Source organism: Paraburkholderia sp. GV068 (genome assembly GCF_003058125.1).
GTDB classification, from domain to species: Bacteria; Pseudomonadota; Gammaproteobacteria; order Burkholderiales; family Burkholderiaceae; genus Paraburkholderia; species Paraburkholderia graminis.
In genome coordinates this window covers 20,207-40,764 of sequence record NZ_QBUB01000003.1, presented here as the reverse complement: position 1 = coordinate 40,764, position 20,558 = coordinate 20,207, and the positions used below count along the sequence as shown (strand labels likewise).

General features: G+C 63.8%; 18 protein-coding genes. 7 read left to right on the top strand and 11 right to left on the bottom strand.

The annotated features are described in order from the left end of the window. Positions 1-29 precede the first annotated feature (29 nt). The gene (locus tag C8K18_RS07835; protein WP_107707164.1) at positions 30-1,787 is read left to right on the top strand and encodes an NAD+ synthase; all 1,758 of its coding nucleotides are present in this window, start codon (positions 30-32) and stop codon (positions 1,785-1,787) included. A 115-nt stretch (positions 1,788-1,902) separates the two neighbouring features. Further along, complete coding sequence (gene glnK / locus C8K18_RS07830; RefSeq protein ID WP_006048444.1) at positions 1,903-2,241, top strand: P-II family nitrogen regulator; 339 nt, start codon at positions 1,903-1,905, stop codon at positions 2,239-2,241. A 208-nt stretch (positions 2,242-2,449) separates the two neighbouring features. Here the strand turns inward: glnK and C8K18_RS07825 are convergent, their stop codons facing one another. From C8K18_RS07825 to C8K18_RS07805, 5 genes are all read right to left on the bottom strand, one after another. Beyond that, positions 2,450-3,574: a porin gene (locus C8K18_RS07825; RefSeq protein WP_006048443.1), complete on the bottom strand. Its 1,125-nt coding sequence runs from the start codon at positions 3,572-3,574 to the stop codon at positions 2,450-2,452. Between the two features lie 640 nt (positions 3,575-4,214). Continuing rightward, entirely contained in the window at positions 4,215-4,994 is a 780-nt protein-coding gene (locus C8K18_RS07820; protein ID WP_006048442.1) for an ABC transporter ATP-binding protein, read from the bottom strand. A gap of 41 nt (positions 4,995-5,035) precedes the next feature. Further along, entirely contained in the window at positions 5,036-5,749 is a 714-nt protein-coding gene (locus C8K18_RS07815) for an ABC transporter permease (RefSeq protein WP_006048441.1), read from the bottom strand. Beyond that, positions 5,746-6,435 carry an ABC transporter permease gene (locus C8K18_RS07810; protein ID WP_006048440.1) on the bottom strand — a complete coding sequence of 230 codons (690 nt, stop codon included), beginning with the start codon at positions 6,433-6,435 and terminating at the stop codon, positions 5,746-5,748. Before C8K18_RS07810 ends, C8K18_RS07815 begins: the two co-directional genes overlap by 4 nt. A 312-nt stretch (positions 6,436-6,747) precedes the next feature. Beyond that, positions 6,748-7,524 (bottom strand): ABC transporter substrate-binding protein, encoded by a 777-nt coding sequence (locus C8K18_RS07805; RefSeq protein WP_006048439.1) that lies wholly within the window; start codon positions 7,522-7,524, stop codon positions 6,748-6,750. Positions 7,525-8,005: 481 nt separating this feature from the next. Here C8K18_RS07805 and C8K18_RS07800 point away from each other — a divergent pair, with 481 nt between their 5' ends. Beyond that, entirely contained in the window at positions 8,006-8,716 is a 711-nt protein-coding gene (locus C8K18_RS07800; protein WP_107707163.1) for a pirin family protein, read from the top strand. A gap of 215 nt (positions 8,717-8,931) precedes the next feature. Here the strand turns inward: C8K18_RS07800 and C8K18_RS07795 are convergent, their stop codons facing one another. Then, complete coding sequence (locus C8K18_RS07795; RefSeq protein WP_053857719.1) at positions 8,932-9,465, bottom strand: periplasmic heavy metal sensor; 534 nt, start codon at positions 9,463-9,465, stop codon at positions 8,932-8,934. 219 nt (positions 9,466-9,684) lie between these two features. Between C8K18_RS07795 and C8K18_RS07790 the strand changes: the two genes are divergently transcribed. After that, the gene (locus tag C8K18_RS07790) at positions 9,685-10,410 is read left to right on the top strand and encodes a response regulator (protein WP_006048436.1); all 726 of its coding nucleotides are present in this window, start codon (positions 9,685-9,687) and stop codon (positions 10,408-10,410) included. Continuing rightward, the gene (locus tag C8K18_RS07785) at positions 10,394-11,713 is read left to right on the top strand and encodes an ATP-binding protein (RefSeq protein WP_006048435.1); all 1,320 of its coding nucleotides are present in this window, start codon (positions 10,394-10,396) and stop codon (positions 11,711-11,713) included. Before C8K18_RS07790 ends, C8K18_RS07785 begins: the two co-directional genes overlap by 17 nt. Before the next feature lie 120 nt (positions 11,714-11,833). On the opposite strand, the gene C8K18_RS07780 is transcribed toward C8K18_RS07785, so the two are convergent. Further along, positions 11,834-12,100 (bottom strand): hypothetical protein, encoded by a 267-nt coding sequence (locus C8K18_RS07780; RefSeq protein WP_006048434.1) that lies wholly within the window; start codon positions 12,098-12,100, stop codon positions 11,834-11,836. 114 nt (positions 12,101-12,214) lie between these two features. Beyond that, complete coding sequence (locus C8K18_RS07775; RefSeq protein WP_029970034.1) at positions 12,215-13,906, bottom strand: sensor domain-containing diguanylate cyclase; 1,692 nt, start codon at positions 13,904-13,906, stop codon at positions 12,215-12,217. Positions 13,907-14,590: 684 nt separating this feature from the next. Here C8K18_RS07775 and C8K18_RS07770 point away from each other — a divergent pair. Both C8K18_RS07770 and C8K18_RS07765 read left to right on the top strand, forming a co-directional pair. Further along, a complete protein-coding gene (locus tag C8K18_RS07770) occupies positions 14,591-16,342 on the top strand; it encodes an ABC transporter permease subunit (RefSeq protein WP_006048432.1) in 1,752 nt (583 codons plus the stop codon). Between the two features lie 111 nt (positions 16,343-16,453). Next, positions 16,454-17,800 carry an AAA-associated domain-containing protein gene (locus C8K18_RS07765; RefSeq protein ID WP_053857721.1) on the top strand — a complete coding sequence of 449 codons (1,347 nt, stop codon included), beginning with the start codon at positions 16,454-16,456 and terminating at the stop codon, positions 17,798-17,800. Between the two features lie 82 nt (positions 17,801-17,882). Here C8K18_RS07765 and C8K18_RS07760 read toward each other — a convergent pair whose 3' ends face one another. From C8K18_RS07760 to C8K18_RS07750, 3 genes are all read right to left on the bottom strand, one after another. After that, positions 17,883-18,425 carry a hypothetical protein gene (locus C8K18_RS07760; protein WP_006048430.1) on the bottom strand — a complete coding sequence of 181 codons (543 nt, stop codon included), beginning with the start codon at positions 18,423-18,425 and terminating at the stop codon, positions 17,883-17,885. After that, complete coding sequence (locus C8K18_RS07755; protein ID WP_006048429.1) at positions 18,422-19,036, bottom strand: hypothetical protein; 615 nt, start codon at positions 19,034-19,036, stop codon at positions 18,422-18,424. Before C8K18_RS07755 ends, C8K18_RS07760 begins: the two co-directional genes overlap by 4 nt. A gap of 242 nt (positions 19,037-19,278) precedes the next feature. Next, complete coding sequence (locus C8K18_RS07750) at positions 19,279-20,337, bottom strand: sigma-54-dependent Fis family transcriptional regulator (protein ID WP_006048428.1); 1,059 nt, start codon at positions 20,335-20,337, stop codon at positions 19,279-19,281. Positions 20,338-20,558 lie beyond the last annotated feature (221 nt).

The window sequence follows — 20,558 nt, the reverse complement described above, 5'->3', positions numbered from 1 at the left end:
AAGCCTTTCGCTTGCCCGTCGATCCTGCCATGAAGACACGAATCGCTCTTGCTCAAATCAATGTCACCGTCGGCGACTTCGCCGGCAACGTCGCGAAGATCGTCGCCGCCGCGCGTGACGCGCACAGCGCCGGCGCGAAGCTGCTGGTCGCGCCCGAACTCGCGCTGTCCGGCTATCCGCCCGAAGATCTGCTGCTGCGCCCCGCGTTTTATACCGCGAGCGCTGCTGCGTTGGCGGACCTCGCGCAACAACTGAAGCAGTTCGCCGGCTTGCATGTGATCGTCGGTCATCCGTTGCGCGACGCTGCCGACAGTGTTGCCAACAGCGCGGCGAGTGGTCATGGTAATGCAAACGCGCCGATCCAGCGCGGCGTGCCGCCGGTCGACACGTTCAACGCGGCGTCGCTGGTGGTGGACGGCCGGATCGCCGGCATGTATCGCAAGCAGGATTTGCCCAATACGGAAGTGTTCGACGAGAAGCGCTACTTCGCGTCCGACGCGCAGCCGTTCGTCTTCGAACTCGACGGCGTGAAGTACGGCGTGGTGATCTGCGAAGACGCGTGGCATGCGTCGGCCGCGCAAATGGCCAAAGCCGCGGGCGCGCAAGTGCTGCTGATCCCGAACGGCTCGCCGTTTCACCTGAACAAGGAAGCGGTGCGCTTCGACATCCTGCGTGCGCGGATTCGCGAGACGGGACTGCCGATGGTCTACGTGAACATGGTCGGCGCGCAGGACGAACTGGTGTTCGACGGCGGCTCGTTCGTGCTCGACGCGCAAGGCGAACTGGTCGCGAAGATGCCGCAGTTCGAGGAAGCGACGGCGTTTGTCGAGTTTGAAAACGCGGTGCCGTTGCGCGGTCATGGCGACGCGCAGCTCGTCGGCAGCGCAACCCGCGCCAACTCCGCCATCGCCCCCGAGCTTTCGCTCGAAGCACAGGTCTACGCGGCGCTCGTCATCGGCGTGCGCGACTACGTCAACAAGAACGGTTTCCCTGGCGCGCTGATCGGCCTCTCGGGCGGCGTCGATTCGGCGCTCGTGCTGGCGGTCGCGTGCGACGCGCTCGGCGCGGATCGGGTGCGCGCGGTGATGATGCCCTCGCGCTACACGGCCGACATCTCCACCACCGACGCCGCCGAGATGGCCCGCCGCGTCGGCGTGCGCTACGACGAAATTGCGATCGCGCCGATGTTCGATGCGTTCCGCAGTTCACTCGCGCAGGAATTCGAAGGACGCCCGGAAGACGCCACCGAGGAAAACATCCAGGCCCGCATCCGCGGCACGCTGTTGATGGCGCTGTCGAACAAGTTCGGCTCGATCGTCCTCACGACCGGCAACAAGAGCGAGATGGCGGTGGGCTACTGCACGCTTTACGGCGACATGGCCGGCGGCTTTGCGGTGATCAAGGACATCGCGAAGACGCTCGTTTATCGGCTGTGCCACTACCGCAATCAGGCCACGGCCTTCGGCACGCAGAACGTGATTCCCGAGCGCATTCTGACGCGCGCGCCGTCCGCGGAATTGCGCGAGAACCAGACCGACCAGGACAGCTTGCCGCCCTATGACGTGCTCGACGCGATCATGCGCATGTACATGGAAGAGGACCGCTCGCTCGCCGAAATCATCGCCGCGGGTTATGCGGCCGACGACGTGAAGCGCGTCACGCGGCTCATCAAGATCAACGAGTACAAGCGCCGCCAGGCGCCGATCGGCATTCGCGTCACGCATCGCGCGTTCGGCCGCGACTGGCGCTATCCGATCACGTCGCGCTACACCGAACCGGTGGAATGAATCGGAGCCGCGGGCATTGCGACGCACGCCGGACTGCCGCAACGCATCCGGCGCGGCGTAGAATAAAAATCATCCATTTCCCTTTCACTCTTCCAGTCACGAGACGAGGTTCGCCATGAAGCGCATCACCGCAGTCATCAAACCGTTCAAACTCGACGAAGTGCGCGAGGCGCTCGCTGAAGTCGGCCTCACGGGCCTGACCGTCACCGAGGTCAAAGGATTTGGCCGGCAGAAAGGCCATACCGAGCTCTATCGTGGTGCAGAGTATGTGGTCGACTTTCTGCCGAAGGTGAAGATCGAGGTCGTCGTCGCGGATAACCAGTGCGACCAGGTGATCGACGCGATCATCGGCGCGGCGCGCACGGGCAAGATCGGCGACGGCAAGATTTTCGTCGCGGACGTGGAGCGCGTGATTCGCATCCGTACCGGCGAAGAAAACGAAGCCGCAGTCTAAGCGGCTCGCGCACCGAAGCGGTGCGCCGGCGCGAGCAGGAGACTTCGCGCAACGTCCACAGAACTCGCGAAGCCTTCGCGCCAATAAAAAACGGTGCGATACCCTTTCGGACATCGCACCGATACGCGCCTCTCGCAGCAGCGTGAAAAAGATTCTCTTGAAGAACTTCTAAGCCCCGAAGGCGCCGCCTTCGGGGAACACCGTTCGATTAGAACGAGTGTTGAATGCCTGCGTACACGCCGGTCTGGCTGTGGCCCGGCAGCGGGTTCTCGTTGTACGAGACCGTGCCGTCCGAAGCGGTGATGTTGCCGCCACGGCCTGCGTTGTTCGCATCCAGACCGAAGTTAGCCGACTTGCTGTTACGCACGGTCGCGACCTGGATGTCCAGCAGCGTGCGCTTGGACAGGTTGTACGAACCGCCGATCGTGTAGATCGTTGCGTTGCCGCCGCCCTTGTTCGCGTTCACGTGATACACAGCCGCGATCAGGGCTGCAGCCGGCGTGGCTTGCCACGTCACACCGCCCCATTCGTGATCGAGCGAGGTCGGCGCAGCGTTTACCGCGCTGGCAGCCGCGGACGTGCGCACTGCCTGATACGCGCCCTGGATCTTGAACTGGCCGAGGAACACGTTGAACGCAGCCGTGTACTCGCGCGATGCCGTGAACGGGTCCGTGAAGTTGCCGTTGGTGTTGTTGCGGATTTCGTCGTACATGCCGCGCAACTGGAACAGCGACGAGGTGTACGTCACTTGCAGACCGGCTTCGCGGCCTTGCGGCGTCGTGCCGTTACCGTTCCAGTTCGTCGCGTTCGACAGCGCGTACTGACCGTACACGTCAAAGCCGTAGAACTTCGGCGACTGGTAAGCGATGTTGTTGCTCGATTGCGGCCAGTTGCGGCCACGCACCAGCGACGCCGACGACCAGTTCGACTGACCGAACGGGTCGAAGTCCCACACGCCGTTCGAGATGAAGAGCATGCGGCCCATCGTCAACGTACCGTATGCGCTGTTCGACAGACCGACCGTTGCCCAGCGATTGAAGAGACCGCCGCCGCCAGGACCCTGACCGTTCATCGTGTTGAACGAGCCTTCCAACTGGAACAGGACCTTATTGCCGCCGCCGATGTCCTCGACGCCCTTCATGCCCCACAGGCTCGTGCCCCAGTCACCACTTTCCGCGCGAAAGCGCGAGGTTGAACCGGTATAGTTGGCGTTCGGCAGGCCGCTGATGTATTCGAGACCTGCGTCCAGGCGGCCATACAGCGTTACGCTGCTTTGGGCATGTGCAACAACCCCGGCCGACATCAGCGCAGCGGCGAGCAAAGCTTTCTTCATCTTCTCCTCCATACCCTGTCAAAAAGTGAAACCCAGTACTGCGAATGGTGTTCGGACGCGAGTTGCGCCGAACAGAAATCGGTACCAGGGAGATTAGCGGGCGGATTGGTCTCCTATCCTGACGTGCAGCCTTGGGGCTGTCTGGTCGTCATGCCGATCCCTCGCCGACCGGTTCTCCTCTGTGCTTTGAAGTAAAACTACTTTTAATGAACTTAGTTTTGCTACTTTGGTTACTAATTTATCAAAAATACACTTGAGTGTGAGAAGAAATTAGTACCGGCGTTGACCTGTGTCTCCAAATTGCAATACCGATGTGGGCAAAGACCCATTGCCGCCTGTGTCAAAACGGCTAAAGCCCTTATGCGACAAGGGAATCACGGATCGACGGGGGCAAGATTAAGGATTGCCACTATTGACGCTTCGGATACGGCAGGGTAGGGGCGAAAAGACGCGTTGGGAGGCGTGTACGCGACGGTTTCGCGGCCGAAAAGCGCGGATTACACAGGTGACCGAAACAAAAAAGGCGCTCGTAAGTGCCTTGTAAAAAGTACTTCGACTACAGCCCGGTCATGAGGCGTTGCGATGAGTCATCGCCAAATCTCAAATACCAGGCTGTGCGATATGTTTTGCTACCGCATTGCTATTTCAGACTGCCGGACAGGAACTGCTTCAGGCGCTCACTGCGCGTGTTTTTGAACACCTCGTCGGGGCGGCCTTCTTCTTCGACGCGCCCTTGGTGCAGGAACATCACGTGGTTCGACACGTTGCGCGCAAACGCCATTTCGTGCGTGACGACGATCATCGTGCGGCCTTCCTCGGCGAGCGTCTGCATGACCTTGAGCACTTCGCCGACGAGTTCGGGATCGAGCGCGGAAGTCGGTTCGTCGAACAACATCACGTCGGGATGCATCGCCAATGCGCGCGCGATCGCCACGCGCTGCTGCTGACCGCCCGACAGATGCGACGGATACTGCTTCTCGAGACGCGGCGCGAGGCCCACTTTCTCGAGATATTCGCGCGCGCGGTCTTCGGCTTCCTTGCGTTTTAGGCCGAGCACATGCACGGGCGCCTCGATGATGTTCTCGAGCACGTTCATATGCGACCACAAGTTGAAGTGCTGAAACACCATCGACAGTTTGGTGCGCACGCGCTGCAACTGTTTCGGGTCGGACACGCGCAGCGCGCCCTGGTTGTTCTTTTGCGTGCGCACTTCTTCGCCGTCCACGAAGATGCGGCCGGCGTTCGGCTGTTCGAGGAAGTTGATGCAGCGGAGCATCGTGCTCTTGCCCGAACCGGACGAGCCGATCACGCTGATGACGTCGCCGGCGTTCGCCTTCAGCGAAACGCCTTTGAGGACTTCGTTATCGCCGTACTGTTTATGAAGTTCGTCGACGAAAAGCTTTTGCTTCGTGTTGTTCATCGGGGTCCTTGGGCGTGCTTAACCGCGGGGCGTGTGCCCGCTTATTTGCCTTGCGGCCGCAGGTAAGCGAGCCAGCGGCGCTCGGCGCGGCGGAACAGCCACACGAGCGCGAAAGAAATGCACAGATAGAGCAGGGCGGCAATGCCGAACGCGTTGAACGACTGATACGTCGCCGAGTTCACGTCGCGCGCGATCTTCAGAATGTCCGGCACGGTCGCGGTGAAGGCGACGGTCGTGGCGTGCAGCATCAGAATCACTTCGTTGCTGTAGTACGGCAACGCGCGGCGCAGCGCCGACGGCAGGATCACGCGCCGGTACAGCGTGAACGACGACATGCCATACGCGCGCGCCGCTTCGATTTCGCCGTAGGGCGTGGCCTTGATCGCGCCCGCGAAAATCTCGGTGGTGTACGCGCAGGTGTTCAGCGTGAAGGCGAGCAGCGTGCAATGCATGCCGTCGCGGAAGAACGCGTTGGTCAGCTCGTGATTGCGGATGACTTCGAGGCTGTACAAGCCCGTGTAGCACAGCAGCAACTGCACATAAAGCGGCGTGCCGCGAAAGATGTACGTGTAAAGCCACACGAGACCGGCGAGCCATTTCCTCTTCGAGACGCGCGCCACCGCAAGCGGGATCGACAGGCAGAAGCCGAGTCCGATCGACACCACCAGCAGCCACAGCGTGATCGCGAGACCCGTGAAGCGGTAGCCGTCCGTGTAGAGATAATTGCGCCAGTATTCCTGAATGATCTCGATCATAGATCCGCCTTTCGCACGCCGGTCGAGTAACGCTTTTCGAGGTACATCAGCACGAAGTTCGACACTGTGGTGATGACGAGATAGATCGCCCCCGCAAGCAGGGTGAAGAAGAAGAACCGCAACGTGCCCTTGCCCGCATCTTGCGAAGCCTTGACTACGTCAGCGAGTCCGATGATCGACACGAGCGCCGTGGCCTTCACCATCACCTGCCAGTTATTGCCGATGCCGGGCAGCGCGAAGCGCATCATCTGCGGGAACATGATGCGCGCGAACACCTGCCAGCTCGTCATGCCGTAGGCCGCGCCGGCTTCGAGCTGACCGCGCGGCACCGCGAGAAAGGCGCCGCGGAAGGTTTCGGTGAAGTACGCGCCGTAAATGAAGCCGAGCACCGCGACGCCGGCCACGAACGGGTCGATGTCGATCTGGTCCCAGCCGAGCAGGTCGGTCAGATTGTTGAGCCAGATCTGGATGCTGTAGAACAGCAGCAGCATCAGCACGAGGTCGGGCACGCCGCGCACGAGCGTCGTGTAGACGGTGCCGGCGCCGTGCGAGAAGCGGTTCTTCGACAGTTTCGCCGCCGCGCCGAGAAGGCCCAGCAAGAAAGCGAGCGCCAGTGACAACACCGCCAGCTTGACGGTTTGCCAGGTGCCGTTGAGAAGCAGCGGGCCGTAGCCTTGAAGGAACATAGGGGGTCCTTGACGATGCGCTTGCGGCACACCGCGAAAGACGCGGGCGGCCTGGCGCCGCATGTACCGCGAGCGTGGCTCGCCGTGATCCGCGGCGCACAGCGCACCGCTGTGCAAATCATGACTGCATGGCCGTTGCCGGTCCTGCAGCGCGCTTTTCGACTCTCTTTGAAACTAGACCGACTGTATTACGAAGCCTCGCGAGCGCCCATGCGGGCGAGCCCGAGTCTTTTCATTGCTGCGATTACTGCTCCGGACCGGAGCGGCGCCCGGTGCCCAAAGGCGGCGCTCCGACGGTGCCCAGGTGCGTGCTCAGTGTGCCGGATAGATCTCGACGTCGAAGTACTGCTTTTCGAGCTTCGTGAAAGTGCCGTCCTGATGAATCTGCGCCAGCGCCTTGTTGAACATCGCCTTCAGTTCGGCATCGTCCTTGCGCAGACCGATGGCCGTGCCTTCGCCGATGGTCTTCGGGTCCTTCACTTCCGGGCCCGCCCACGCGAAGCCCTTGCCGCGCGGCGTCTTCAGGAAACCGGCGTCGGCCTGGATTTCGTCCTGCAGCGCGGCGTCGAGCCGGCCGGACGTGAGATCGGCGTAGACCTGATCCTGGTTCTGATAGGGCACCACGGTCACGCCCTTCGGCTCCCAATACGCCTTGGCGTACGCTTCCTGGGTCGTGCCCTGCTCGACGCCGACACGCTTGCCCTTCAGCGATTCAGCCGTTGGCAGCAGCGGCGAGCCGGCTTTGGCGATCATGCGCGCGGGGGCGTCGAAGAGCTTGTCGGAGAAGTCGATCTGCTCGCGGCGCTTGTCCGTGATGGTCAGCGACGACACGATCGCGTCGAACTTCTTGCCCTTCAATGCCGGGATGATGCCGTCGAAATCCTGCTCCACCCACACGCATTTGACGTTCATTCGTGCGCACAGCGCCTTGGTCACGTCGACGTCGAACCCGACGACCTGGCCGCTGGCCGCCTTCGATTCGAACGGCGGATAACTGGCGTCAACCCCGATGCGTACGGTTTTCCATTCTTTTGCCATGGCGCCGGTGGCCATGACGGCGAGCGCTACGCACAGTGCGAGCTTCTTCATGTTTCTCCTGGGTCAAACTGATCGTCGTGGTGTCCGATCCCGACGAAGCCGGCTCGTGGCCGGCCGTCGCCTCGGCTCGTGGCCGGCCGTCGCTATTCTAGGCGGTCAAAATTGTCGCGCCGCCGCGGTTTTCCGCGTGGTGTCCGGCCTTGCCAGGCCATTGCGAGCCTTTGCCAAGGCTTTGGCAGGCGAGCCTTCGGCCACCCTATGCGTTGAAAAGCGCGGTATTTTACCCGAACAGGGGCGCGGCGCCAGTGCGCGTTGCCCGCGGCGCCGGCGCTGCATCAAGGCCGTTGCGTATGCGCGACGCATTCGCGCGGCGCGTTGCGAAAGCGGTAGACGACGGTTCGATGGGCGCGGCCCGCTTCGCCAACTTCGATTAAGCGGATTTGCGAAACGATCCGGTGCGCCCGCGCCCGATTGTGGATCGGGCGGCGAGCCCATACATTCTCGCCATCGCCAATTTCACCGGGAGTACGTCATGATCGAGATTCGCCGCTCCGACGAGCGTGGCCACGCCAACCACGGCTGGCTCGACTCGTATCACAGCTTTTCGTTTGCCGATTATCGCGATCCCGAGCACGTCCATTTCGGGCCGCTGCGCGTGATCAACGAAGACCGCATCGCGGGCGGCCAGGGCTTCGGCACGCACGGGCACCGCGACATGGAGATCGTCACGTATGTGCTCGAAGGCGCGCTTGCGCACCGCGACAGCATGGGCAACGGCTCGACCATCCGCCCCGGCGACGTGCAGCGCATGAGCGCCGGCACGGGCGTGATGCATAGCGAGTTCAACGCGTCGCCGGACGAAGAGGCCCATCTGCTGCAGATCTGGGTGATTCCGCAACGCGCGGGCGATCAGCCGGGCTACGAGGAAAAGCGCTTCGACGCCGCCGACAAGCGCGGCCGCCTGCGCGTCGTCGCATCGCCCGACGGCCGCGACGGCTCGGTGACGATCCACGCGGACGCGTCGATTTACGCGGGCTTGATCGACGGCGCGGAGACGGCCAGCTTCGCGGTGCCCGCGGGACGGCTCGTGTACGTGCACGTCGCGCGCGGCTCGCTGACGGTGAACGGCGAGGCGCTGCAAGCGGGCGATGCCGCGAAGCTCAGCGATACGGACACGGTGACGCTGGAAAAGGGCGGCCACGCAGAAGTGCTGCTGTTCGACCTTGGGCGGCTCGATAGCTGAAGCAGGGCAGTTGTTGCGCCGCTCAACGCGGAGTTGGTTGAGGGCGCAACCAGGACGGCACAAAGGGCGCGTGCTGCAAGCTCAGTTTCAGCGGGAATGCACACGCGCGCCGCTATATGTATATATGGAAAACGCCACGGAGTTTTTGAACTGCGCTCCGTGGCGTTTCTGTTTCTGCGAAGCCGCCGCGCTTTGCAGCGCGGCGGCCGCGCCGCTTACTGGCTCGCAGCCGGCGCCGACGCCGCGCCATGATGCTGCTGCCAACGCTCGCGCATCTTCTCGTGACGCGACTCCATCTTCGCAAAGCGCTGCTTCAGCGCCGTGCTGACGGTCGTCTTCTGCTGGTCGTTCAGGCCGTTATAGAACTTGAGCCAGGCGTCCGTGGTTTGCTGGCGCAACTGCGCGTCCTTCTGCTCGATCTGCTGATGAGCGGAAGCCATCGCGTTCAGATCCAGAATCGGCTGCTGCTGCGCGGCCTTGAACTGGTTCTTCATCTGCTCGTGGTTCGCGCGCATCGCTTCATGGCCTTGCTTCATCGTGTCGAGTGCGGCTTGCCACTGCTTTTCCTGATCCGCGTTCAGCTTCAACTGATCATGTAGTTGCGTGAGCTCTTTCATGAAGTGACCGTGCCATCCGCCCGGACCGCCGTGGGCCTCATGAGCGGGTTGGGCGGCATAAGCAGCGCCCGCGCCGATGGCGAGAGCGGTGGCGGCAACGGCGAGGGCGCGCGAGATTTTTTTGGTGGACATGTAAGGCTCCTTGTAATGGAATAGCCGACGATGCATCCGATCCAGTTGACGGCCTGCATTCGGTAAGACACAGCGTAGAGAACTGCATCCGGCGCTGTGTTACGCGCCTTCGCGCCGCTGTTACGGGCCATTACGTGCAGCTTTCACCGTAACACCCGGTAACCCTTGAGGCCTCTGTGAAATCGAAAAGCGCTGCTGCCGCGCGTTAAACTTCATTCCATGGCTACTCAAATACTTGTTGTCGACGACGACGTCGAACTGCGCGATCTGCTACGCGACTATCTGGCCCGTCAGGGCATCGAAGTCTCGGTGCTGCACGACGCGGGCTCGCTCGAGCGCAGGCTCGAACGCGAGCGTCCCGACCTGATCGTGCTCGACCTGATGATGCCGGGCGTGGACGGGCTCACTGCATTGCGCAAGCTGCGCGCGTCGGGCGACGATATCCCGGTCATCATGCTGACCGCGCGTGCGGACGACGTCGACCGGATCGTCGGTCTCGAACTCGGCGCGGACGACTATCTCGGCAAGCCGTTCAATCCGCGCGAGCTGCTCGCACGCGTGCAGGCGGTGTTGCGCCGGCGGCGCACGCTGCCTTCGGCGGCCGCGCCCGAACAGCGCGAGCCGTTCAGCTTCGGCCGCTTCACGCTCGACTTCCAGTCGCGCACGCTGCATCAGGAAGACAAGCCGCTCACGCTGTCGGGCAGCGAGTTCGCGTTGCTGAAAATCTTCGTGAACCATCCCATGCGCACGCTGACGCGCGAGCGTCTGCTCGAGCTGCTGCACGGTCCCGAATACGACGGCACCGACCGCGGTATCGACGTCCAGGTGTGGCGTCTGCGGCGCATTCTCGAAACGGACCCGTCCACGCCGCGCTTCATTCAGACAGTGCGCGGGCGCGGCTACGTGTTCGTGCCCGACGGCGATCAGAATGCGCCGGCCCATTGATTCGTTGTTCGGACGGCTGGCCTTGCTGGTCGTCGCGGTGCTGCTGCTGTCGCACTTCGCGTGGTATGCGCTCATGCGCCTCGAGCGCAGCCAGTTGCAAACCCGCTACGCCGTTGAAGAAGCCACGTTCCTCGTCGACGCGGTGCGTCAGCACGTGGCCCGCAATCCCGATCAGCCGCTCCCGTCGCGCGTAAAGCTGGTCGATCCGGCGAGTCCCGAAGTACCGCCCGAGACATCGAATCTGCCGCCGCCGCTCGAACGGTTTATCGAAGACGCGCGCGACCGCATGCCGTCCGGCACGCAGGTGCGCGTCGGCTTGCCGGGAGCGCCGCCCACGCTGTGGGTGCGCGCGCCCAGGGACCGTAGCTGGATCGTCGTGCCGGTGCAGCCGCTGCGGCCACCGCGCTCGCTCGACCGAACGGTGCTGTGGCTCGTCATCATCTTCTCGTTCGCGGTGATGGCGGCGCTGTTCGCCGCATGGGCGTTACAGCAGCCGTTGCGCTCGCTCGCCCAGGCAGTGGCGCGCTTCGGCCGCGGCTTGCCGGTGCCGCCCGTGCCCGAGCGCGGACCGCGCGAGTTGCGGCAATTGACGCATGGCTTTAACCAGATGGTGCAGGAAGTCGCGCGCACCGAGAACGACCGCGCGGTGATGCTCGCGGGCGTCGCGCACGATCTGAAGACGCCGCTTGCGCGCTTGCGTCTGCGCGCCGAAATGATGGACGAAGCGAAGATGCGCGACGGCGTCGTGCGCGACGTCGATTCGATGACGCACATCGTCGAACAATTCCTGGTGTTCGCGCACGACGGCGCGGATCGCAGCGAAGCCGTCGAGGTCGATGCTCAATGTGAACGCGTCGTGCGCAGCTATCGCGCGGTGGCCTCGGGCGCGCCTGCGGTGCAGACCGATCTGCGAGCCGGCCCCGGCTTCATGCTGCCCGCCGCCACGCTCGACCGGATTCTGTCGAACCTGCTCGACAACGCGCATGCGTACGGAGCGCCGCCTATCGTCGTCGCCACTGCGCGCACGGCGGAAGGCTTCACGTTGTCGGTGAGCGATAACGGCAAGGGCATCGCCGCGCAGGATCTCGTCAACGCAAGCCGGCCTTTCGTGCGGCTCGACCCCGCGCGCGGCGGCAATGGCCACAGCGGTCTTGGGCTTGCGATTGTCGAGCGGCTGGTGCGGCGCGCGGGCGGCGAGTGGCAGATCGGCAACCACGACGGCCGCGGCTTGCGCGTCTTGATGAGCTTCCCGTTTTCGGCGGTGCCTCAGGCGAGGGCGGCGTCGGAGAGCAGTGTCTGGTGATTTGAGTTGCAGGCGCGGCGTTCCGTCGGCCTGGTTTGGTCGTGGGCTGGTGTGGTCCGCCGCCGAGGTCATCCCAGGTCATTACTGCGACCGCGACCACAACTGCTTCCCGCTCGCGAGCTAATCCGAAAACAACGTATTTAGCGCGTTCGCGGCTTCGCTATCCACCGTATTCCACGTCACGGTTTCGGCTTCGAAAATATAGTGGGTCGTGTACTTGCCGAGGCGGCCGAGTATCTCTTCCTGAATGACTTCCGGCGCGACATCGAGCTTCAGATACCACGCGGTCGACGACAGCCGCGTCTGGAACGCGCCGTACTCAGCCAGCAGATGGTCGAACGCGTCAGCATCCTGATCGCGGCAAACAATGACCAGATTTCCCTTCATGCGAATCTCCCGTTAAAGCGGTAGCGACAACTCGAGGTCAGTGTCGATCATACCTGCTTGCTTGCGGAAGGCTCGAAGCTCCGGCTTGCGTCGCGTCAAGGAGCGCGGCCGCCGTTACCAGACGCTTGCGACCGTGCGCGCGGGCGGGGCGGTGTCGTCGGGCGGCAGCGCTTCGGTGCGGTCGCGCCCGCCGGTCTTGGCCGCATAGAGCGCCATGTCGGCGCGGCTCATGATCCGCTCCGGGAGGTCGTCGACGGACAACTCCGTGATGCCGATGCTCACGCTGAGCGTAACGGACGCAGGCAGTTTCGCCGACGGCACGGCTTTCAGACGCAAGCGCAGGCGCTCGACCACTTCGCGGCCGCCCGCGAGATCGGTGCCGGGCAGCAGCACACCGAACTCCTCGCCGCCGAGCCGGCCGATCGCATCGGCGCCGCGCAGTTCGGCGCGGCAGGTCTCGACGAAATGCTCGAGCGCGCGGTCGCCGGCGGCATGGCCGAAGCGGTCGTTGATCTGCTTGAAGTGATCGAGGTCGGCAATCGCCATGCACAGCGGCTGGTTGCCGAGGTGCGCGCGATCGATCTCGTGACGCAGCAGATCGAGGAAGTAGCGGCGCGACAGCGCGCCCGTCAACGCGTCGTGACGCGCCTCCGCCGAAAGCAGCGTATTGGCCGACTGTAGCTGCTCGGCGAGATCGCGCGTGGCCCGATGATGGCGCCGCTCGCGCACGTACGACACGGTGATCACCCACGCGAGCGCCACGGTGCCCGCCAGCGTCAGAAACACCAGCAGATGATCGCGCTTATGGTTGCGCAACAGCTCCGGCCAGGCCGAGAGCGGCTCGACCAGATGCGCGGAGAGCCCCGAGTTCAGGCCGCCACGAGTCTGATACAGCGACGGCCCCAGGCGGCCGGCCGAGCCGAACAGTTGCCCGGCGACGGTCGCCGAGACCCACGGCGCCTGCTCGCGCACTTCGTTGTCGACGCGAATCTGGATATCCGGGAACGCGTCGCGGCGATAGGTCACGGTGCGCTCGGCGACGCTCATCTTCGTCACGCGCGAATCGGGCAGCGCGTGGCCTTCGAGCTTGCTGTCGTGCGCCATGATGATGACGCCGTTATCGTCGGCGACGAAGGTGCCGGCATGCGCGACCCAGTGGCGCAACCGCGCGATGCCGACCTTGGCGACGACCGCGCCCGCGAGTTCGCCGTCCGCATAGACGGGGACCGCGATGAAGATGCCGGGTTCGCCGCTCGTGCGGCCCACGCCATAGGTTTCGGAGAACGCGCCGAGCAGCGCGTTGGTCAGATACGCGCGCACCCGCATGTCGACGCCGACGAACGAGGCGCGCCGCCTCTGCGGATCGCCGGAGACATCGCTCGAGGCCACGCAGATGCCGTTGGCATTCACGAGCCATACCTGATCGAGCCCGGAGAAGCCCTGTGCCCGGTGCAGGAAGGTGCTGACCGCGCCAAGATGCGGGTCTTTTAGCAACGCGGCGCGCAGCGCGGGTTCCGTCGTCTCGCCGTTCGCGGCATAATTCCGGGATTGCACCAGCGCGTTCTGGACCACGTCCATTTCGGCCATGGTTGCGGGAATGGCTCGCGACATCGCGAGGTCGCTTGCGATCACCTCCGCCATGTTGTCGACGATCGAGGCGGCCATCTGACGCTGCGCGTGCAACGCCGCGTTGAGCTCTTGCTGTACCATCCGGTCCGCGACCATGCCGGCCACGAACCAGCAAGCCAGTACGATCAGCACGAAGCCGATCGGGCCGGTTGCCTGGCGCAAGGTTGTCCTGTTCATCGACCCTCTGATCCGTCTGGCTGAGACATGCAACTAGCTTATTCGTGGCAGCGCCGCGGCGCCGTTTCGCCCGGGGTTTCGCTCGGGGTTGCGCCGCGCGGGCCGGGATAAAACCATCCATACGGGCGCATCTTTAGTGGATTCTAACCGTCATGGGGCCAGACGGCACCCTTATCGCGGCAATGAATCCAGATGGGCTGCACCCATCAGGCTCTTAACGGCAACCGCGCCGTTTTCTTGATGCCGGGAGCGGCAATAGGCCACGCGCGACGAGACGCGCAACGAGGCTCGCGGTCTTCACGGAAGCTTCGCGGAAGGCCACTGTCAGGCCATTGCCGGGCCGTTGTCAGGCGGGGCGCAGCAAGTTGCCGGATTTGCCTTCAAAGGTTGTGCCTGAAACATAGGATGGTGTAGTGTCGTGCCGTCCAAAACAAAGGAAAGCTCGCCAGCCTACGGGCGGCGCCTGCGGCGACAGGACTCAGGCTTGACGGTTGCGGTTCGGGGGCGGCTTGCCCATCGGCGCTTCCGTTGCCGGTCCACCTGTCTCGTACGCTAACGATTTACCGCGCACACGCGTTTTGCCATGCCTGATTTCCGCTTTCCGGACCGAACTTCAGACCGCCGCGCGGCAGCCGCGGCCTCCTTCGCGCATTCGAACGCCTGTATTAACGAGGAGCCGGTCTGATGGATTTCAGCTTCAACCTGAAGCGCACCGCCAACGCGTCGGCATGGCGCGTGCTGCCCAACCGCTGGGACTTCGTCGCGTTTCCGCTCATCATCTGCATCATCGCGATGGCGGCGATCGGCTTTCACGAGACGCTCGCGCCGATGTCGACGCTGAAGACCCAGGCGATCTCGCTCGATCCGGCGAATCTGCCCGAGTACGCGATGCGCACCACATTGCGCATGCTCGCGGCGATGGTCGCGTCGCTGATCTTCACGCTCGCCTACGGCACGCTGGCCGCGAAGAGCCGCCGCGCCGGACTCGTGCTGGTGCCGATTCTCGACATCCTGCAGTCGGTGCCGGTGCTCGGCTATATCTCGTTCACGGTCACGTTCTTTCTCGCGCTCTTTCCGGGCCGCGTGCTCGGCGCCGAACTCGCGGCGATCTTCGCGATCTTCACGAGCCAGGCGTGGAACATGACGTTCAGCTTCTATCAGTCGCTGCGCACGGTGCCGCGCGATCTCGATGAAGTCTCGCGCGGCTTTCATCTGACGTCATGGCAGCGCTTCTGGAAACTCGAAGTGCCGTTCTCGATGCCCGGCCTCATCTGGAACATGATGATGTCGATGTCCGGCGGCTGGTTCTTCGTGGTCGCATCCGAGGCGATCACGGTCGGCAATAACACGATCACGCTGCCCGGCATCGGCGCGTATCTCGCGCAGGCGATCGTCGTCAAGAACCTGCATGCGATCGGCTGGGTGATCCTCGCGATGACGGTCGTGATTCTCGCCTACGATCAGTTGCTGTTCCGTCCGCTGGTGGCGTGGGCCGACAAGTTCCGCATGGAGACCACCAGTTCGGGCGACGCGCCCGAGTCGTGGCTGCTCGATCTGATTCGCCGCACGCGGCTGATTCACCGCTTGCTGGTGCCGCTCGGCTGGATGTTCGCGAAGGCGGCGCGCGTGCCATTCCGCTTGCCCGCGCTGCAGGCGCCGCGCTTTCCGATTCCGCAGATCCAGAAGAGCTCGCGCATCGGCGACATCGTGTGGGGCGCGCTCGTGCTGGTCGCCACTGTCTACGTGGTGTATCGCGTGTTCATCTACGTGCGCACCGGCGTATCGCTCGATGAAGTCGGCCACGTGTTCGTGCTCGGGCTGATCACGCTGCTGCGGGTTGTGGTGCTGATCGCGCTGGCGTCTGTGGTCTGGGTGCCGGTCGGCGTGCTGATCGGCCTGCGGCCCGCGCTCGCCGAGAAGATTCAGCCGCTCGCGCAGTTTCTGGCCGCGTTCCCGGCGAATCTGCTGTTTCCGGTCTTCGTGATCGTGATCGTGCGCTTCAACCTGAACCCGGACGTCTGGCTCTCGCCGCTGATCGTGCTCGGCACGCAGTGGTATATCCTGTTCAACGTGATTGCCGGCGCGACTTCGTATCCGAACGACTATCGCGAGGCGGCCAAGAATTTCCATATCCGCGGCTGGCAGTGGTGGCGTCAGGCCATCTTGCCGGGCATCTTCCCGTACTACGTGACGGGCGCGATCACCGCGTCGGGCGGCGCGTGGAACGCGAGCATCGTCGCGGAATTCGTGCAGTGGGGCGACACGAAGGTGGCCGCGCACGGGCTCGGCGCCTATATCGCGCAGTCGACGGCGGCGGGCGATTATCCGAAGATCATCGTCGGCATCGCCGTGATGTCGCTATTCGTGACGCTGTTCAACCGCCTGCTGTGGCGTCCGATGTACGCCTACGCCGAAGCGAAGCTGCGGCTCGACTGAGGCCCTGAGGCCACGAAGCCCTGAGGCCCTGACGCTACGCGCCTGGCCTGCCGCGGTGCACGACAAACCTGCGCGGCCCGGTGTTTTCCTGAGAATTGAAGGCATAACGCGATGCAAAATCCTAAAGCTGCCACGACCGCCGCGCCCATCCAGACGCCGCCGAAGCCGCCGCGTCTCGGCGAAGAAATCCTGCGCGTCAAGGACGTGTGCCGCGGTTTCAACAAGTCGCAAGGCGAACTGCTGGTTCTCGACGACGCCAACCTGTCGCTGCGCGAAGGCGAGATCGTCGGTCTGCTCGGGCGTTCGGGCTCGGGCAAGTCGACGCTGCTGCGCATCATCGCCGGTCTGATCGAGCCGACCGACGGCGAAGTCACATACATGGGCAAGCCGCTCGACGGTCCCGCGAAGGGCGTCGCGATGGTGTTCCAGACCTTCGCGCTGTTCCCGTGGCTGACCGTGCTGCAAAACGTGGAAGCCGGGCTCGAGGCGCAAGGCGTGGCCGCGCGCGAGCGGCGCGAACGCGCGCTCGCCGCAATCGACCTGATCGGCCTCGACGGCTTCGAGAACGCGTATCCGCGCGAGCTGTCGGGCGGCATGCGCCAGCGCGTCGGCTTTGCGCGCGCGTTGGTGGTCGACCCCACACTGCTTCTGATGGACGAGCCGTTTTCCGCGCTCGACGTGCTGACCGCCGAGACGCTGCGTACCGACCTGCTCGACTTGTGGACGCAAGGCCGCATGCCGATCAAGGCGGTGCTGATCGTCACGCACAACATCGAGGAAGCGGTGTTCATGTGCGACCGGATTCTCGTGTTGTCGTCCAATCCTGGCCGCGTGATCGCCGAGATCAAGGTGCCGTTCAAGCATCCGCGCAATCGTCTCGATCCGGCGTTCCGGCGTCTGGTGGATGAGATCTACGCGAAGATGACCGCGCGTCAGACCGACGAGAAAACGCGGAAGGGCCTCGAGCTGCATAGCTGGTTGCCGCACGTGTCGACCAACCTGATGGCCGGTCTGATCGAGACGCTCGCCGCCGCGCCGTATCACGGCCGCGCGGACATGCCGGAAATCGCGCGTTCGCTGCATCTCGAAGTGGACGACCTGTTCCCGGTCGCGGAAGTGCTTCAGCACCTCGGTTTCGCCGACGTCCGCGAAGGCGATATTTTCCTGACGCCGCCCGCGCGCGTGTTCGCCGAATTCGGCACGCAGGAGCGCAAGATGATGTTCGCCGAGCATCTACTGCGGCATGTGCCGCTCGCCGCGCGAATCAAGAAGGTGCTGAACGAGCGGCCGGGGCATCGCGCACCGCGTGTGCGCTTCGAGCAGGAACTGGAGGATTTTCTGTCCGACAGCGCCGCCGAAGAAACGCTCGACGCGGTCATCAACTGGGGGCGCTATGGCGAGATTTTTTCCTACAACGACCAGACCGAAATCTTCAGTCTGGAAGACGTGGAGTCGTGACCACCGCGGCGCTCACGTAGTACGGTTCAATGAAAACGGCAGGGGAGACCCTGCCGTTTTTCGTTATGCGGTGCGATTCGTTTTATTGCAGATTGCCCCAGCGCTCCACGGCCGGTTCCGCGGACGCCCATTTCCAGCCTTTCTCCTGCTGACACGCGCTTGCCGTGTACCAGTCTTCGCGTGCGTTCGGTCCGTCGCCGTCCTGCACCGAGAACACGAACTCCTTGCATAGCGCGAGCGCCGAGCCGAACGCGCGCGTGACGCGCACCTGGCCGTGGCCGTTCTCGATGGGCAGCGTATGTTTGACGGACCACGGACGCGTTTCGCCGACGGGCATCGCGCCGGCCAAAGCCGCGATCAGATTCTGCTGGTCGCTGTGCATGCTGCGCATGTAGCGGCCGATGGCTTCGTCGGTGGCGGCTTGCACCGCGATACCGACGCCGATGCCCACCGCCGGATTCGACGTGACGAGGCCCGACGCGACGCCGGCGGCTGCGCCGCTCGCGGCGCCGATCGACGAGCAACCGCTCGTGAGCAGCGTCGCACTGAGACATAGCACGCCGGCGAGCGCCGTCAGACTCGCGCGATGCAGCCGCTGAGCGGCCGGAAACGCACGCGCGGTCATTGCAATGCGCCCCAGCGTTCGGTGGCGGGTTCGGCCGACGCCCATTTCCAGTTTTCGCCGTCGCGGCAGATGGAGGCCACGTAGAACGCGCTGCTGGCCGGCACGTTTTTCGTCGCGATGTGGTCGACCGAGAAGACGATTTCCTTGCAGTCGAGCGCGCCCGCGCTGATCGTGCGGCTGACCGTGACGCGGCCGTGTTCGTCGTCTTCGATCGGCATGGAATGCGTGACGCTCCACGGCGCGATCGCGCCCACTTCGAGCGGCCCGGCGATCTTCGCGATGCCGTCCTGCGTATTCCGGTGGACCACGCGCTCGGAGTACTGCACGCCCGCTCGCGCCGCGGCCACCGCGCCGAGACCGATGCCGGTCGCGACGGCGGCGTTGCTCGTGACCTTCGCCGCGAGCGCGGCGCCGGCGATACCCGCGCCGGCGGTGGCGCCTTCTGTGTAGAACGAACTGCAGCCCGAGAGCGCCGACGCGAGCGCCAGGCTCAACGCAACGAGGACCGTTGCGTTACCCCATCCGCGCCTCGCTTCTGGTTGGCGGCGCACTTTCAAGCGCGGTTTCAAGCCTGGTTCCAGGCACCCGGCGCACAGCATTTTCTTTTGCATCCCTGTCTCTACTCTTGCAAGTGCTCCGGCTCGCGTGCGAAGGCAACGGCGAGCCGGCGGCATGTCGTCCCATCGTCGAAAATGGGCTGCTGCATTTTGCAGGATGCGTTTTGTAAATGGCAGAGGGAAAGTGCAAGCAATTGCAAAACATGGTGCGCACCAAACCGGTTTCTGCTCAGACTGCAGACCGGTTTGATTGGCGGTGCGAACTGTTTGATGAGGAAACTTCTGCTGAAGCGCGTCTACTGTTCGGTGTCTTCGTCGGTACTTTCGTCGCCATATGCGCTCAAGCGGTTGTAGAGCGTTTTGAGGCTCACGCCGAGTGCTTTTGCCGCACGCCGCTTGTCGCCGCCGCAGTACTTCAGCGTGCCGAGAATGATCTGCTTTTGCGCGTCGGCGAGCGGCGTGCCGATCCATACGCTCATCGCGTCGCCTTGCGTCACGGGCCGCTTCACTTTCGACGCGAGGTGCGGGTGCGGCAACTCGACCGTTTTCTCCGCGAGAATGAACGCGCGGTACACCGCGTTCTTCAGCTCGCGCACGTTGCCTGGCCACGACCACGTGCGCAGCGTTTCGATCGAGCGTTTGCTGAAGCTCTTGCTGGTGCCTTCCTGCTGATTGAGCTGCGCAAGAAAGTGTTGCGCGAGCAGTTCGCGGTCGTTCTCGCGTTCGCGCAGCGGCGGCGCGCGCAACGGAAACACCGCGAGCCGGTACATCAGATCCTCGCGCAGACCGTTTTCCTTGACCGCGACGGCCGGGTCGCGATTGGTCGCGGCGATCACGCGCACGTTGCCGCTGATCAGCTCGTTGCCGCCGACGCGATAGAACGTGCCGGTCTCGAGCGCGCGCAGAAGTTTCACCTGACGCACGGGCGCCATTTCGGTGACTTCGTCGAGAAACAGCGTGCCGCCGTTCGCATGCTCGAAGTAGCCGACGCGCCCTTGGACCGCGCCAGTGAAGCTGCCTTTTTCGTGGCCGAACAGTTCGGCCTCGATGAGCTCGTCGGGAATCGCGCCGCAATTCACGGCGACAAACGGCGCCTCCCTGCGGCTGCTTTGATCGTGAATCGTGCGGGCGATCAGCTCCTTGCCGGTGCCCGATTCGCCGATGATCAGCGCGGTCGCGTCGGTGCTCGCGACGCGCTCGATCTGCTCGTACAGGTCGAGCATCACCGGGGACGAACCGTACAGCAGGCCGTACGATTTCAGTCCCGCGACGCCGTCCGCTACGCGCTGCTTTGCCTGTGCGGAAGCGCTGCCGCCGGCGGACACAGTGGGCGAGGCCAGATCGATTGACGCCATAAACGGGGAAGTCCTGTGCAAATGAGTTCGTTGGTGCGGCGCGCAGGCCTGGGAACGAGACGACCGAAGTTCTATCTCACAAAGGTCGATTTAACCACTTTGACAGCGCTTCCTGCAATCTATGTGAAGGCGATCGGCCGCGCATCGCGGCGAGTCGGTCGAAACTGCGCGTGGCGCGCGCCGGCCGCGCCCGCGAACCAGCAAAGTTACCGGGCACATGC